This is a genomic window from Euzebyella marina (assembly GCF_003687485.1).
Taxonomy (GTDB): Bacteria; Bacteroidota; Bacteroidia; order Flavobacteriales; family Flavobacteriaceae; genus Euzebyella; species Euzebyella marina.
This window is the reverse complement of sequence record NZ_CP032050.1, coordinates 479,382-494,546: the sequence shown is the minus strand read 5'-3', so window position 1 is coordinate 494,546 and position 15,165 is coordinate 479,382. Positions and strand designations below refer to the sequence as shown.

Sequence of the window (15,165 nt, the reverse complement as noted above, 5' to 3'; positions counted from 1 at the left end):
AAGCACGGGATTATAATTGCTTGCCCATAATCTTGTTATGAATGTGAACCGCCGATCGGTCTGAAAGACTGGCCACATAGCAACAGGTATTCAACAGTATCTCATAAACGGATGCTTCCGTATTTCTGTATAGTTGGGGCAAGGTTCGAATCATCAGTTTATCATAATTGGAAGCTTTACCTTCGCGATGTCTTAAAAGCGCCTGGGTATATACCTCAAGAATATCCGAGATTATCTTGTAGCCAGCTATCTCTTTCTCTATTACCTCTTGGGAGCGGTAAACCTTATCTACGCTCAGCGAAATAATATCGGTGACCTGTGCTTCGTATTTACTTTTGTCTAAAAGCGAAACGCCAAAATTACCGTTAAGAATGGCTTCTTCATTTTGAACGAACACATCTACTGCATCCGTTATCAAAGTGCTGATGGCCAATGCGCGTAGATAACTCAAGCGGTCTTCTTTAAAGGCCAAAGAATTATACTTTTTGGTATTTATATTGTCCTTAACCAGTTTGATTAAGTATTCAAGGGCATAATCTTCAGATATCAGCCCTAAGTTGATCCCGTCTTCAAAGTCGATAATCGTGTAGCAAATATCGTCAGCGGCTTCGACCAGATATGTTAACGGATGTCTTGAAAAAGATACCGCACCACCTTTACCTGTAGATATAAGTCCTAATTCCTCGGCGATTTCTACAAAGTTTTCTTTATCAGATTGAAAAAAGCCGAACTTTTTATCGGCAATATGCTTACTTGGCTTCTTAGGCAATGATTCTTTGGGGTATTTCATAAAAGCCCCTAAGGTCGCATAACTTAACCTTAGACCACCTTCTACCCCTTCTTTTGATTTGCTGAGAAGCCTAAATCCATTGGCATTACCCTCAAAATCGACCAAATCTTGAAATTCTTTCTCAGTTAAAACCGATTGGTATTTTGAACCCATGCCATTGACAAAAAACTCTCCTATGGCCTTTTCACCGCTGTGGCCAAAAGGTGGGTTACCGATATCATGGGCAAGGGCCGCACCTGCCACAATAGCACCAAAATCATTGTATTGATAACCATGTACTTCTTTAAGGTACGGGTGCTTCTCTATAATTTTTTTACCGGCCACCCGGCCCAAACTACGGCCTACTACCGAAACCTCCAGACTATGGGTAAGTCTTGTGTGAACAAAATCGGTATTTGATAACGGAATTACCTGTGTCTTGTCTTGCAGACTTCGAAAAGCACTTGAAAATATTATCCGGTCATAATCGACTTCAAAACCCAGGCGGGTTTCATCTTGTTCTTTACGTAATCTTTTCAGCTTGTCTCCCTGCCGTTTTAAAGAAAGAAGATTTTCCCAATCCATAGTCACATTGATATTTGCCCGACCAAGATACATCATTTAGAAAGCAACTCAATCATCGGTCGCCAGCTTGAATAATTTAACCTTTAGAACACCTTGTTTTAATGTCCACGTAACCAAAACTTAACATTGTGTTTTTTTCTTTGCGCAAAGAAAAAAAATGAAAAATCTACTTCTCTTATTGTGCTTGTTTTCATTGGTACGATTGAGTGCGCAATCAGAAGGTATCGTCAAAGGTACCATTACCGATATGGAGATGGGCGGCGAGCCAATGATGTTTGCACAAGTTTCATTGGAAGATACTGCTTGGCATACAGAAACAAACTTTCACGGCAATTTTGAATTACCTCATATCATTCCCGGATCATACGTTCTAAAAATAGAATCCTTGGGGTATGAGACCTTAACGGTTTCAGTAGAGGTCACGGCAAATAATATAGTACAAGTTGAGAAAGGCCTTCATGCAAAGACAATAAGTCTTGAAGATGTGCCGGTAACCACCTTACATAAGTCTACGGCTTTTACCGGACAATAGAATTATAGAAAAAGAAAAAGGGCCGCACAATTAATTGTGCGGCCCTTCTAATACTGTTTTTAAAAATCTAGTCTTTAGAAACCAAAGAAGACTTGTTTCCTTTATCGGTAACACTGGCAATGACATTGTTGTCGAATTCTACTTCTTTAACAACACCGTCACTTATAAATTTCCACTTACCTGTTCTTACTCCTTTGGTATAGGTACCTTCAGAAATCAAATCACCTTGCTCATTATATTTAAGCCAATCACCATGTAATTTTCCATCTAGGTCAAATGTACCTTGTTGGCTGATTGCACCATTATCGTGAAAATAAGTGGCTTCAATAAGGTTGGTCTCTTTGTTTAACTTAACTTCCTTTTCTTTTTGCCCATACCCTAAGTTAAAAGTTAGCGCTAAAACCGCTAATAGCATTATATTTTTCATAGTCTCAACGTTTTATGTTATCAAAATTACAAAAAATTTACGTTTAAAACACGATTACTTAACATTAAATTTACATTGAAAACGAATTTGAGTAGATAATATTGTTCATCTAGCCAAAAAAAATATTGCGACCGATAGTAGATAATTAGGAATTTCGAATTATATAACGTTGATTTTCATTCATATACACCATAAATTTAAAAACATCTTATCACTGTCATCAGTTAACTTTTTCCGACTCTCGACAAGAGGTTCATTTTTAGCCATAAATTACCTTAACATACCTAAATAATGACTTCATAACCTTATATTAACTTAATTCATAAATTATAACCGCATTTTTGTGCTTATTTAAAATTGATGGGCGAGAATTTATACCTGTTTATGATTGTGGCACTTGCTGTGCTCGCCATTACAGATTTGGTGGTTGGAGTTAGTAATGATGCTGTTAACTTTTTGAATTCGGCAATCGGTTCTAAGGCTATTTCTTTCAGAACGATTATGATTGTCGCCAGTGTGGGAATAGCCTTCGGGGCCATGTCTTCAAGTGGCATGATGGAGGTAGCCCGAAAAGGTATTTTTAATCCTTCGGAGTTCGTTTTCGCCGAGATTATGATTGTCTTTATGGCAGTCATGATTACCGATATCTTGTTACTCGATTTTTTCAATACGTTGGGCATGCCTACTTCTACTACGGTATCCATAGTATTTGAACTTTTGGGAGCCGCCGTTGCCATATCGGTCATTAAAATCTTCCAAAACGATAACTCGCTTTCTGCACTTGGTTCTTATATCAATACTGAAAAAGCCACCGAAATAATTCTGGGCATACTATTATCTGTAGTGATTGCCTTTTCTATTGGTGCTTTGGTTCAGTTTATCACCAGATTGCTGATATCTTTTAAATTTGACAAAAAACCGAAGTGGGTAGGCGCGATATTTGGCGGATTTGCCATTACCTCGATTATATACTTCATACTGGTTAAAGGCTTAAAAAGTGCTGCCATTTTTAGCCCTGAAACATTGGCCTTTATAGGACAAAATCCTGAACTATTTCTAGCCATGAACTTTGTGGTATGGACGGTCTTGTCGTTGATAGTATCGTCGTTGTTCAACTGGAATATTTATGTGATTGTTATCGTTCTTGGAACCTTTGCTCTTGCCATGGCTTTTGCAGGAAACGATTTGGTGAATTTCATTGGTGTTCCATTGGCTGCATTGGCCTCTTACAAATCATGGAGCGAAAGTGGTATTCCTGCCTCTGAATATACTATGGAAGGTCTTGCCACCGCCGTGCAGACACCAACCTATCTTTTACTCTTTTCGGGTATCGTAATGGTAGTAACGCTTTGGTTTTCTTCAAAAGCCAGAAATGTGGTTAAAACCAGCGTCGACCTTTCTAGACAAGATGAGGGTGATGAACGATTTCAACCGAACTTTCTATCGCGCCAAATCGTGAAGTTTACCATTAAAGCATCCGAAAACGTGGTTTCCCTAATTCCTGCTTCTGTTTTAAAGAAAATGGACACTCAGTTTGAAAAACCATATGTGTACGTACCCAAGAGCCGTATTCAAGACTTGCCTGCGTTCGATTATGTTCGTGCAGCGGTAAACCTTATGGTTGCCAGTGTATTGATATCGATGGCCACATCAATGAAATTGCCGCTTTCTACTACATACGTAACCTTTATGGTTGCTATGGGAAGCTCTTTGGCCGACCGGGCTTGGGGCCCCGAAAGTGCCGTTTATAGGGTCGCTGGCGTTCTAAATGTTATAGGAGGATGGTTTTTCACCGCTATTAGCGCCTTTACGGCCGCCGCCTTAATTGCCTACATTATTCATCTTGGTGGTATTTGGGCAACAGGAGCTCTTCTGATTATAGCATTCTTATTGATTGGGAAAAACTACCTCTCCCATTCCAAAAAGATGAAGGAAACCAAATTGGAAGAAAAGCTTGAAAAAGCTGAAAGTAATTCCATTATCGGCGTTATTGAAGAAAGCTCGACCAATATAGCTTTGGCCATTAACAGAGCCAATAAAATATACACTCAAAGTATCGATGGTCTGGCGAAGCATGATATCGACACCCTAAAGAAGAGCAAGAAAGGCATTGCCAAATTGGACAAAGAAGTTGAAGGCCTACGTGACAACATATTCTATTTTATCAAAAATTTAGATGAGTCAAGTGTTGGCACCAGTAACTTCTACATCACCGTACTAAGCTATTTACAAGATATGACCCAGTCGTTAGAGTACATTGCGAAGGCCGGGTATAAACACGTTCATAACAACCATAAGAAACTACGTTTCAATCAAATCAAAGACCTAAAGGAAACCGATGGTTACATCGAAGACCTTTTTAGTGAAATCAAAAAGATTTTTGAAACCAAAGATTTTTTAAAGCTTACCGAGCTCATCGTTACCAAGCAAGAGCTTTTTCAAAAGTTGGATCTTAAGATTCAAAAGCAGGTAGAGAGAACGAGAGCCGATGAATCGAGTCCGAAAAACACTGCTCTTTACTTCAGTCTGCTGCTAGAAACCAAAGATTTATTAGTGGCTACCATGAATCTTTTGGAAACGTACGATCAACATGCCAATGTAAAGGTTTAAATTTCAGCTAACTACTCGATGAAATTCATATAAGTAGTAATTTTTTTAACTCCAGAACCGTTCGTCGAAAAAAATACAAGTTTTACAGCTTGACAAACGTTACAAAGTAAGACCAAAATCTTACCGTAATGCGTAATTCAATCTGTAGCATCCTATTTACTGGATGTATACTCATCTTTTCGGCATGTGAAAAAGACCAGCCCGAACCGGAAAACGAAGAACTTTCTACAAACTTAGATAGTAGTGCCAAAAGTGGTGCACTACAGTTGTACAATGATTTTTATGTGGCTTCCACGAACGATACCAACGATGTTGCGTGGACAGGAAATGTGTCATCATGTACTCCTGGCACGGTACCACAAGAGACCCAAACTAAAATTCTTCAGCGAATCAACTATTACCGACATGCGGTAGGGTTACCTCCTTTAGAGAATGTAAATACCGATAAAAGCGGCCAGGCCCAACAGGCGGCATTAATGATGCATGCCAATAACTCTTTAAACCATTTTCCACCTTCTAATTGGAGCTGCTATACCGAAGACGGTAGCACGGCAGCGGCCAACTCTTTGCTTACCTCTGCACAAGGGGCGGCGGCGGTTGTATCCTATATAAGAGACCACGGCGCGGCGAACGGCCCGGTCGGCCATAGAAGATGGCTGCTATGGCCAAGGCTTAACGAAATAGGCATTGGCAATACCAGTCAATACAATGCTCTTTGGGTCATTGGAAACCCAGGGCCAAGGCCACAAGACACCCCAGAGTTTATTGCATGGCCTCCAGAAGGTTTTATACCCAAGCAGGTCGTTTACCCAAGATGGTCGTTTTCTATTGCTTCCGCTGATTTTAATAATACCGAGATAAGCATGAGGTACAAAAATGGCGAATCAATTAGTGTACAACAAGAAGAATTAGATAGTAATTATGGGGATGCAACTATTGTTTGGGTACCCAACATCAACACCAACACTTTAGTGGAAGATACGGTTGTTGAAGTTACTGTGCGTTCTGTTGGAATCAATGGGGTGAATCAAGATTTCGATTATGAAGTCATCTTATTCGACCCAACAGCTAACTAACGGTAAAAATTCATTTCGTCTAAATAAACCCAAACCGGTTCGGGTAACATAGGTCTTATATTTTTACCCTCGTTATGCGCTTTTCTAATAAAGGTTGAAGAAATTTCCATGATAGGTGCGTTCACCCTATGTATTTTAGGGTGACTCTCAAACTGGTGCTCTATCTTACCTTCCGATAGGCGTGGGTAAACAAATATTTCATGGTTCTCAAGAATAACCTCGTAGTTTTTCCACTTGTGAAATCCCTTAAGGTTATCTTCTCCCATTATTAAACTAAAGGAGTACCCATCACCGTACTTCTCGTCTAAATGAACTAGTGTATTAATCGTATAATTTGGTTCGGGCAAATCAAACTCAATCTTGCTAGGTTGCAACTTCGGATAATCTTTTGTTGCGAGGTAAACCATCTCATACCGATGGTTATTGGCAAGTAGGTTCTTTTTCTTTTTAAATGGACTCACAGGAGTTACCACAAACCAAATCTCGTCGAGGTCGCTATATTCTGCCATATGGTTGGCAATAACCAAATGCCCGATATGAATAGGGTTGAATGTTCCGAAGTAGAGGCCAACCTTTTTCATTGAATATGTTATTCTGGTTGATCTTTGATAAAATCAGTCACTAATTCATACGCCTCTTGCAACGCGGTATCTAAATCATAGTTTTTTATGATTTTATCGAACTGCGGCGCCGTCGCCAACTCTACCGACGCTTTGGCTATTCTCATGTTGATTTTGTCATCGCTCTCAGTACTTCTTTTCTTTAGGCGAATCTTTAGTTCATCAACACTCGGAGGTTTTACAAAAACCGCTAAGGTAACCTCAGGAAACTTTCTTTTGATGCGTAACCCACCTGCCACGTCGATATCAAAAATCACATTTTTACCTTCGGCCCACAATCGTTCGATTTCTGTTTTAAGGGTGCCATAAAAATTATCACGATACACCTCTTCCCACTCTAAAAAATCATCATTTCTGATATGGTTTTTAAATTCGGAGATAGACATGAAATAATAATGCTCGCCATGCTTCTCTTTCACCCTTCGCGGCCTTGAGGTCGCCGATACCGAAAACGCAAGGTTAAGTTCCGGCTTGCCCAGCAAGTGCCTTACTATTGTTGTTTTACCACTACCCGAAGGTGCCGAGAAAATAATTAGTTTACCTCCTTCCATCAGTCAATAAGTTGGTGTACCTACAGTACGTTAAGCATTTGTTCTTTGATTTTTTCGAGCTCGTCTTTCATTTGCACCACCAATTGCTGCATAGGCGCATAGTTGGCCTTTGAGCCTATGGTATTGATTTCCCTTCCTATCTCTTGAGAAATGAACCCTAATTTTTTTCCGTTTGAATCAGAAGACCCTAACGTTTCCGAGAAATATTTCAAGTGGTTCGCTAAGCGCACCTTTTCTTCAGTTATATCGTACTTTTCAAGATAATAGATCAATTCTTGCTCGAATCTATTCGCATCGACATCGGCCTTGATGTCAGAAACAGCTTTGTTCAACCTTTCCCTGACCTCTTTTTGGCGATCTGGGTCCATGGTCTCAACTCTTTTCAAAAGGTTTTGTAAGTTTTCGATTCTCATCAAAAAATCACGCTCAAGAACCCCACCTTCTTCGGTTCTAAATTTATTGATTTCCTTTAAAGCTTCTGAAACTGCCGTCTGAATATGACCGAACTCTTCTTCATCGATATCTTCTCTTTCGGTTTTTAGGGCATCGGGCATTCGTAGCGCCATATCCAATAATTTAAGCTCGTCTCCCCCGGCAATCGACCTTAATTGGTTCATGTAGTTTATAACGGCCAGCTCATTGACTTCAGCAGATGTTTCATCACCTGTAAACTCAACATACAAACCAAAATCGACCTTACCCCTTGAAAGCGAACTGGCAATCGTTTTTCGTAGCTCTAGTTCCTTTTCTCGATATGCGGATGGCATTCGGGCGTTAAGGTCAAGACTTTTGCTGTTCAGCGATTTTAATTCTACCGTAATTTTCTTGGTTGGAAGTTGGATTACATGCTTACCAAAACCGGTCATCGATTGAATCATAGGAAATATAAAATTTTGCCAAAGGTAACTGAAAATACGGGAAGTCGCCCATATGTGAAAGAATGAGCCCAGAAAGAAGATTTAGGAAACATTTTTACATAAAAAAAGCCGCTGAATATTCAGCGGCTTTTCTCGAACCTAATTTTTAAAGTTCGCGTATCTTAATATTTTTAAAGGCAACCTGGTTACCATGGTCTTGAACGCCAATTTTTCCTGAAACGTATTTCCCGAAATGTTCCCAATTCGCGAATTTCGATTTAGAAACCATTACATTCCACATTTCGTTTCCAACAGGAAACTCGACTGTTTTCTTACCGTTAAGCTCAACGCTACCTTTTTGTTCTTTATGGTTTACGGTAATCACCATCGTATTCCATTCTCCCGCAGGGTTTGTTACATCTTCGGTTGGATCGACCATATCGTACAAAGCTCCTGCTTGATGAGAAAGCCCGTTCTTAGCATCTGGGTGCTTCTCATTATCGATTACCTGAACCTCAGGACCTGACTCATAGGGCTTCCCTAATCCTGCTTCTTCATTGATTCCCCAGAAAACGCCGCTATTGCCTCCTTCAGAAATTTTCCAATCTAAAGAAAGAACAAAATCGGTGTATTCCTTTTCGGTAACCAAGTCGAATATTTGGCCTCGTTCCCTTTTTTCTGGTGGATAAAACACCATAGCACCATCTTCGATCTTCCAGTTGTCTGAAATATCATCTTTCATGTATTCTTTCCATCCGTCGAATGACTTTCCATCGAATAGAACAGTCCATTCTGATTCTGAAGTCTCTGTTTTTGCCTCTGCCATGGTCGGTGTTTCTTCTGCGACAGTTTTCTCGGCTTTTTCTTTACATGCAAATGCCATTAATGCACAACATGCCATTAGGGTTAGTTTTCTCATTAGAGTTTTTGGATTTATTTGTTGTTTGAATATACTTGAATAATTAAGGGGCTTTAGCAGCCCCCAACTTTACGATCCCAATATTTTTTTGAGCATGCCTTTGTCGATTTCGGCACCCGCAAAATCATCAAAAGTCTTTTCGGTCGCTTCGATGATATGATCTTGTATGAATTTTGCGCCTTCCCTCGCCCCTTGCTCCGGGCTCTTAATACAACATTCCCATTCCATTACGGCCCAAACATCGCAGCCATATTGGGTCAACTTTGAAAATATAGTCTTAAAGTCTATCTGGCCGTCGCCAAGCGAACGATATCTACCGGCTCTCTGCCCCCAATCGTTATAGCCACCGAATGCACCTTTTTTACCCGTTGGGTTGAATTCTGAATCCTTTACATGAAAAGATTTAATGAACTCGTGATAATGGTCGATATAAGTAATATAATCTAGCTGCTGAAGTACGAAGTGACTTGGATCATAAAGAATGTTCACTCTTTTGTGATTACCCGTGGCCTCTAAAAACCGCTCAAAAGTATCGCCATCATGTAAATCTTCACCTGGGTGTATTTCATAACAAACATCAACACCTTCTTCATCAAAATGGTTCAATATGGGCATCCATCTTTTGGCAAGTTCTTCAAAACCCATTTCTACCAAACCGGCAGGTCGCTGCGGCCATGGGTGCCATGTATGCCAAAGTAATGCTCCAGAAAAGGTGGCGTGCGCCTTAAGGCCCAATCTTCTACTTGCAGTCGCCGCCTTTTTGACCACGTCAACCGCCCATTCTGTTCTCGCCTTAGGGTTGTTCTTTACCGAATCAGGTGCAAAATTATCGAACATAAGGTCGTACGCCGGATGAACGGCAACCAACTGACCTTGTAAGTGTGTTGAAAGTTCTGTAATCTCAAGACCGTAAGAGTTTACTTTTCCCTTTAGTTCATCACAGTAATCTTGGCTTTCTGCTGCCTTATCGATATCGATAAGAAATTTCTCCCAAGTAGGTATCTGTATACCTTTATAGCCTAAATCTGAGGCCCACTTGCACATACCATCCAACGTATTGAACGGTGCCTTACTGTCTACGAATTGGGCCAAAAACACGGCCGGTCCTTTGATTGTTTTCATTTTCTAGTGTATTTGTTCTATTCTGTCGACTTACCTCAACCCATTGAAAGTTTGATAATAAGCCCTATATTTAATTCTGTATTTCGCCTATTTTTTTACAAAAATTGGGAAGTTATAAATATAGGGAATCCGAGAGTATATACATAGAATTATGCCTATGAATGGTCTAATGTCAATTAGGGCTTACAAGCCATGATAAGAGGTGGTAAAATAAAAGTCTTTATATGAGTTGTTTACATACGCCTCAAATAAAGCCCTTTGGGCCACGTAACTAAAAAAACTTTCGATTCATCTATAAACCGATATTTATTAAGCTTTAAAACGTAAATTGTTTTGATAGCCTTACACGGTTATATTTAATTTTGCATTCTATGGAAAATGCTTCGGCACGAAATCTTTGGGGCGATTATTTAGACAAGCATTTGGAGTACGCCTTCAACGAAGCCCCCAAGGTGGTACACTTCTGCCATAACCAATTAGATGCCAATGAATGTGCATCTTTAGTGAAAAAAGGAATTAAGAAAGCGACATCGCCCTCTCTTTTAGGCCTTCAATATAGAAAGGAAGCCTTACCTAAAATTGGCGATTTTATGATTGTAACCGATTGGGAAGGTCAAGCTCAATGTCTTGTGAGAACCACTTCTGTACGCCTTAGACCATTCTTTAGTATTGATGAAGCCTATGCCCGTATTGAAGGTGAGGGTGATCAAAGTCTAGCGTATTGGCGCAAGGTTCATTGGGATTACTATACCAAAGAGTTATCGGAATATGGCAGAAAGCCAAATGAGAGCATGATTGTGGTATGCCAAGAATTCGAGAAGGTTTTCGACCGTTAGTTATTGAAGTTGGCCCGTTTCTGCATCTAAAATTCCATAAACCGCATCTCTATCATCATTTTCCGGAGTAGCCTGAACGCTACCTATAAAAACTATCTGGCCGTTAACCATTTGAAAGCTGGTCAAATTTTCGTTGCTTCTTGGCCCGTAGAAATAATCCCAGTTCATAGTATCATCACTATTTACTCTTGATATTGCCAATTCACTTCTAACACTGTAGCCACCGATGATGATATCGTTATCTACTACAATGGCATCTACGACGGCCCAATAATCATCGAACAGCAATCGCTCTACTTGCTCTCCGTCTTCCTGTTTCAATTTCATAAATAGCCCTTGGGGTACTTGACCAGTACTAGCACTTTCTTCCCTTCCTATACAACCGAATAGAAGCAGTTCATCACCTACATGCATCATTTTATTAATGTAATGATTCGCTGAAAAATCTGCTTTTATGTTTTCAAATTTCTGTTCCCATAGAGTCTGCCCATTCTCGGCACCAAGATTGAATACATTTAAAGTATCGTGTAAGTTACTATCACCCTCTTTAGTAGTGTTGGTGAAATACAGGCTATCACCACTCCAATACCCCTTCGAATTACGTGAAGAGTTGAACGTTCGGTGCCAAATTTCTTCAAAATTGTAATCTATCGCCGCTATAGTGGTTTGATTGCCAAAAAAATCGATGGTAACATAAAGGGCGGCATCAGTGACCGTAACAGAGGTCGCTCTGCCATTTAAATCGAGAATCTCCATATAGCCGCCAAAAAGGTAACTTTTCAACACCTCTCCCTTATCATTCATGTTTTGAATAACAGGAAAAGAACCTCCCATCACGAAACGCCTACCGACCAATAAAAAGGTACCATCAGGCAAGGATACCACCTGAGATACGTCGAACCCTCCTTCAATTTCAACTATTATCTCCTCTATTAATTCGAGTTCAGGGCTCAACTTGCGTATGGCCAGGTCGTTTTCGAGACGGTCGATGGTTTCATTAATCTTCTCAAAGCCTATAAAACCTTCACTGGTAGTATGTAGACTGACCCCCATATCGTACTCTTTCTCATTACCGAAGAATTGAAGGCCAATTTGCGGTTCTTCTTCTACAACCGGATCGGGGTCATGTTGTTCCTTTGGGTTTTCATTACCGGAAGGTGCATCATCTTTAGAACATGAAACGAAAAATACGGCTAGAACAAGAAGCAGGGGAAGTTTACGCATAATGAAATATTAGGGTAACATAACGGCCGAGAACCTTGTAATATTTTGCCAAGAATTTAAGGAAGTAGGAGTGTGCCAAGAAAAAATCCCCAAAACCTTTCGGTTTCAGGGATTTACAAATTTCAAATTTTTAAGAGTAAAAACTAGTTCTCAAGTTCTACCCAAGTATTGCCATTTTTATTCGATTCTACGGTAGCCTCAATGAAGTTCATACCCCTAACACCATCTTTCATGGTTGGGTAACCACCATTGTTTTGCTCTTCCCCACGAATGGCACGTGCCACACCTAAGTAGATATTGGCCATCGAATCAAAGATACCTTCTGGGTGACCTGCCGGCAACTTAGTGCCGTCTAGCGAAAACTCACTATTATAGGCATGCCCTGGCTTATATATCTTGGTAGGCTCGGTATCGCTCATCATGTAAAGGAAATTTGGCTTCTCTTGCTCCCATCTAAAAGATGCCTTTTCACCATAAATGGCAATGGCAAGGCCATTCTCTTCTCCGGTTGCAACTTGACTACCTCTGATCACACCTTTTACATGGTCTCCCATTCTAATAAGAACAGTACCATCAACATCCATTTGATTGTCTTCATACAAGTAGTTGAAATCGCATAATAACGATTTAACCTCTAGACCAGTAGTGTATTCTACTAAGTTGAAGGCGTGAACCCCTATGTCGCCCATACAAGAACTGATACCAGCTTTCTTAGGGTCAAGTCGCCATACACTAGATCTTTTTTCTTTGTCATGAATGATTGGATTGATCCAACCTTGGTAATAGCGAGCATCTACCTTGTGTATTTTACCCAAAGCACCCGCCTTTATCATTTCTCTCATCTGACGAACCATTGGGTAGCCAGTATAGGTATGGGTCAAAGCAAAAACTGCCCCTGATTTTTGATGCGCCTCTTGCAAGACTTTCGCTTCTTCTAGCGTGGTAGTCATCGGCTTCTCGCAAATCACATGAAAACCATTGTCCAACAATTTTTTAGCCATAGGAAAATGCAAGAAATTGGGCGTAAGAACCGAACAGACCTGTATTCTCTCATCCTCAGGCAATTTCAATTCTTCTTCCACCATCGTATCAAAATCTTTGTAGATACGGTCGGTAGGAACATCAATTTCTTTGGCAAAGGCCATATTCTGTTCAAAGTCGGGGTTAAAAACTGCCCCTACAATTTGGTAGTTGTCATTTATGTGAGAAGCTACACGGTGTAAAACCCCGATAAGGGAATCACCGCCGCCTCCAAGTATTCCTAATCTGATTTTCTTTGGCATTGTAATCCTATTTAAATAATTGAAAAGTGAATTTTGAATTAAGGGTAACAATTTACTAAAATAGCTACGATTTATAGGCTATTTTTTCATTTTTGAACAGCAAAAGAAACAAAACCATGACCAAGAAAGCGAATGCCGCAGGGTAGGTCCAAATGGTTTGCCAATCGTGACCGGTTTCCTCAAGAATAAAGAAATCGGTTATCTTTCCGGCTACCCAAAAACCAATAAGCATTCCACAACCATAAGTGGCCAGGGTAATGAGACCTTGCGCAGCACTTTTGTAGGCTGCCCCAGCTTTACTATCAGTGTAAATTTGGCCAGAAACAAAGAAGAAATCATAACAAATACCGTGCAGGGCAATGCCTAATAAAAGAATATAGGTTTCCTCCCCTCCGCTTGCGATAGCAAAAAACATGTACCGCAATGCCCAGGCAAGCATAGCGACCATTATGGTCATCTTGAAGCCAAATCGTTTGAAGAAATAGGGTAACAGCAGTAAAAACAAGACTTCCGATACTTGGCCTACCGTCATTTTACCCGCAGGATTCGAAACACCTATCTCCCCTAAAAACTGACCGGCATGCTGGTAATAAAAAGCCAAGGGTATGCATATAAGAACCGATGCCAAAAAGAAAACAAGAAAGTTTCTATCTTTTAATAACGAAAGTGCATCCAACCCCAACATTTGTGTCACGGAGACTTTTTCCGATTTGTTCGCCTTCGGTGGTGTTTTAGGCAATGTAAAACTAAAAACACCCAAGATGGCGGATGAAATAGAAGCCATTAAAAATGTATTTCTCAAAAGCCCCTCTGAAATACCAGTTTGTGAATCCCAATTTAGAATACTGATCAGAATACCTGCGACTATCCATCCGGCAGTACCGAATACACGAACGAAAGAAAACTCTTTCGCCGGGTCTTTCATTTGCCCGAACGATACCGAATTGACCAAAGCCAAGGTTGACATATACATAACCATGTAGGCCAATAAGTAGGGAAAAAAACTTCCAAAATCAGTGGCCTGGTAAAGCAAGTACATTAAAACGGCGCCCAATAAGTGTAGAAAGCCCAGAATTCGCTCAGCATTAAAAAACCTATCGGCTATCAAACCTATAATAAACGGTGAAAGTATAGCGCCCCACGATTGTGTCGAATAGGCCATAGCAATCTCACCGCCATTAGAGCCCAATGTGTTGGGCAAATAAATACCTAGGGTAACGAACCAACTGCCCCAAACGAAAAATTCAAGAAACATCATTACCGAAAGTTGAACTCGAATTTTCGTACCCATCAATTATCGTTTGTAAAAAATATAATCAGATACCAAGGGCTCGATTCCGTTCTGCCTAAAATCCATGGCTATCTGCCCTCTATGATGTGCCGAATGATTTATAATGTGAAAAAGAACGTCTTGAATGGTATTGGTGAACAACCTGCCTTCTGAATTCTCATAGTCAATTCGCTTTTCGAAATTCTCTGTTTCAGAGGTTATATCGAAAGATGCACGTTGGTTCTCATAGTGAATTTCGCTCCAATTCGAAATTTCGTGCACTTGAAAAACGGTATACAGACTTTTCTCTTGGCGCAATCTTGCGTTCCAAATATGGTGGGCGTTAAGCACATGACTGAATAGACCGATACTCTTCTCCGGTACTGTATCTAGAGTATCGCAATATTCAATTAACTTCTTGTTACAAAAGTAATTGTAATCGAAAAGCTGGTTAAAAAATGATTTCACTTAGGTATGGTCGATT

At 40.2% G+C, this 15,165-nt stretch carries 15 protein-coding genes; 4 read left to right on the top strand and 11 right to left on the bottom strand.

Translation table 11 applies throughout. From position 1 onward, the window contains the following. Positions 1–10 precede the first annotated feature (10 nt). The gene (gene dgt / locus D1013_RS02095) at positions 11–1,354 is read right to left on the bottom strand and encodes a dGTP triphosphohydrolase (RefSeq protein WP_121850558.1); all 1,344 of its coding nucleotides are present in this window, start codon (positions 1,352–1,354) and stop codon (positions 11–13) included. 157 nt (positions 1,355–1,511) lie between these two features. Between dgt and D1013_RS02090 the strand changes: the two genes are divergently transcribed. After that, positions 1,512–1,886 (top strand): carboxypeptidase-like regulatory domain-containing protein, encoded by a 375-nt coding sequence (locus D1013_RS02090; protein ID WP_121847312.1) that lies wholly within the window; start codon positions 1,512–1,514, stop codon positions 1,884–1,886. Between the two features lie 67 nt (positions 1,887–1,953). Here D1013_RS02090 and D1013_RS02085 read toward each other — a convergent pair whose 3' ends face one another. Next, positions 1,954–2,313 carry a toxin-antitoxin system YwqK family antitoxin gene (locus D1013_RS02085; protein ID WP_121847311.1) on the bottom strand — a complete coding sequence of 120 codons (360 nt, stop codon included), beginning with the start codon at positions 2,311–2,313 and terminating at the stop codon, positions 1,954–1,956. 360 nt (positions 2,314–2,673) lie between these two features. On the opposite strand from D1013_RS02085, the gene D1013_RS02080 reads away from it, so the two are divergent. Continuing rightward, complete coding sequence (locus tag D1013_RS02080; protein WP_121847310.1) at positions 2,674–4,923, top strand: inorganic phosphate transporter; 2,250 nt, start codon at positions 2,674–2,676, stop codon at positions 4,921–4,923. 128 nt (positions 4,924–5,051) lie between these two features. Beyond that, positions 5,052–5,999, top strand: coding sequence for a CAP domain-containing protein (locus D1013_RS02075; RefSeq protein ID WP_121847309.1), 948 nt, complete (start codon positions 5,052–5,054; stop codon positions 5,997–5,999). Here the strand turns inward: D1013_RS02075 and nadD are convergent. The 5 genes from nadD to D1013_RS02050 all read right to left on the bottom strand — a co-directional run bounded on the left by nadD (position 5,996) and on the right by D1013_RS02050 (position 10,068). Further along, on the bottom strand, positions 5,996–6,580 hold the full coding sequence (gene nadD / locus D1013_RS02070; protein ID WP_121847308.1) for a nicotinate (nicotinamide) nucleotide adenylyltransferase: 585 nt from the start codon (positions 6,578–6,580) through the stop codon (positions 5,996–5,998). The genes D1013_RS02075 and nadD overlap by 4 nt on opposite strands. Positions 6,581–6,588: 8 nt before the next feature. Next, positions 6,589–7,170 carry a guanylate kinase gene (gmk, locus tag D1013_RS02065; RefSeq protein ID WP_121847307.1) on the bottom strand — a complete coding sequence of 194 codons (582 nt, stop codon included), beginning with the start codon at positions 7,168–7,170 and terminating at the stop codon, positions 6,589–6,591. Positions 7,171–7,190: 20 nt separating this feature from the next. Then, a complete protein-coding gene (locus D1013_RS02060; RefSeq protein ID WP_121847306.1) occupies positions 7,191–8,048 on the bottom strand; it encodes a YicC/YloC family endoribonuclease in 858 nt (285 codons plus the stop codon). 145 nt (positions 8,049–8,193) lie between these two features. Further along, positions 8,194–8,946: a 3-keto-disaccharide hydrolase gene (locus D1013_RS02055; protein WP_121847305.1), complete on the bottom strand. Its 753-nt coding sequence runs from the start codon at positions 8,944–8,946 to the stop codon at positions 8,194–8,196. Positions 8,947–9,015: 69 nt separating this feature from the next. After that, complete coding sequence (locus D1013_RS02050) at positions 9,016–10,068, bottom strand: sugar phosphate isomerase/epimerase family protein (RefSeq protein ID WP_121847304.1); 1,053 nt, start codon at positions 10,066–10,068, stop codon at positions 9,016–9,018. Between the two features lie 371 nt (positions 10,069–10,439). Between D1013_RS02050 and D1013_RS02045 the strand changes: the two genes are divergently transcribed. Next, positions 10,440–10,904, top strand: a complete 465-nt coding sequence (locus tag D1013_RS02045) for an ASCH domain-containing protein (RefSeq protein ID WP_121847303.1) — start codon at positions 10,440–10,442, stop codon at positions 10,902–10,904. Here D1013_RS02045 and D1013_RS02040 read toward each other — a convergent pair whose 3' ends face one another. The 4 genes from D1013_RS02040 to D1013_RS02025 form a co-directional block, all read right to left on the bottom strand. Continuing rightward, complete coding sequence (locus D1013_RS02040; RefSeq protein WP_121847302.1) at positions 10,905–12,128, bottom strand: PQQ-binding-like beta-propeller repeat protein; 1,224 nt, start codon at positions 12,126–12,128, stop codon at positions 10,905–10,907. Between the two features lie 143 nt (positions 12,129–12,271). Continuing rightward, the gene (locus D1013_RS02035; protein WP_121847301.1) at positions 12,272–13,411 is read right to left on the bottom strand and encodes a Gfo/Idh/MocA family protein; all 1,140 of its coding nucleotides are present in this window, start codon (positions 13,409–13,411) and stop codon (positions 12,272–12,274) included. A gap of 64 nt (positions 13,412–13,475) precedes the next feature. Continuing rightward, complete coding sequence (locus tag D1013_RS02030; RefSeq protein ID WP_121847300.1) at positions 13,476–14,702, bottom strand: nucleoside permease; 1,227 nt, start codon at positions 14,700–14,702, stop codon at positions 13,476–13,478. A gap of 3 nt (positions 14,703–14,705) precedes the next feature. After that, positions 14,706–15,149 carry a DinB family protein gene (locus D1013_RS02025; RefSeq protein ID WP_121847299.1) on the bottom strand — a complete coding sequence of 148 codons (444 nt, stop codon included), beginning with the start codon at positions 15,147–15,149 and terminating at the stop codon, positions 14,706–14,708. Positions 15,150–15,165 lie beyond the last annotated feature (16 nt).

Coding starts and splice junctions, on each gene's coding strand:
- dgt (WP_121850558.1), bottom strand. CDS start 1,354: ATGGATTGGGAAAATCTTCTTTCTTTAAAACGGCAGGGAGACAAGCTG.
- D1013_RS02090 (WP_121847312.1), top strand. CDS start 1,512: ATGAAAAATCTACTTCTCTTATTGTGCTTGTTTTCATTGGTACGATTG.
- D1013_RS02085 (WP_121847311.1), bottom strand. CDS start 2,313: ATGAAAAATATAATGCTATTAGCGGTTTTAGCGCTAACTTTTAACTTA.
- D1013_RS02080 (WP_121847310.1), top strand. CDS start 2,674: ATGGGCGAGAATTTATACCTGTTTATGATTGTGGCACTTGCTGTGCTC.
- D1013_RS02075 (WP_121847309.1), top strand. CDS start 5,052: ATGCGTAATTCAATCTGTAGCATCCTATTTACTGGATGTATACTCATC.
- nadD (WP_121847308.1), bottom strand. CDS start 6,580: ATGAAAAAGGTTGGCCTCTACTTCGGAACATTCAACCCTATTCATATC.
- gmk (WP_121847307.1), bottom strand. CDS start 7,170: ATGGAAGGAGGTAAACTAATTATTTTCTCGGCACCTTCGGGTAGTGGT.
- D1013_RS02060 (WP_121847306.1), bottom strand. CDS start 8,048: ATGATTCAATCGATGACCGGTTTTGGTAAGCATGTAATCCAACTTCCA.
- D1013_RS02055 (WP_121847305.1), bottom strand. CDS start 8,946: ATGAGAAAACTAACCCTAATGGCATGTTGTGCATTAATGGCATTTGCA.
- D1013_RS02050 (WP_121847304.1), bottom strand. CDS start 10,068: ATGAAAACAATCAAAGGACCGGCCGTGTTTTTGGCCCAATTCGTAGAC.
- D1013_RS02045 (WP_121847303.1), top strand. CDS start 10,440: ATGGAAAATGCTTCGGCACGAAATCTTTGGGGCGATTATTTAGACAAG.
- D1013_RS02040 (WP_121847302.1), bottom strand. CDS start 12,128: ATGCGTAAACTTCCCCTGCTTCTTGTTCTAGCCGTATTTTTCGTTTCA.
- D1013_RS02035 (WP_121847301.1), bottom strand. CDS start 13,411: ATGCCAAAGAAAATCAGATTAGGAATACTTGGAGGCGGCGGTGATTCC.
- D1013_RS02030 (WP_121847300.1), bottom strand. CDS start 14,702: ATGGGTACGAAAATTCGAGTTCAACTTTCGGTAATGATGTTTCTTGAA.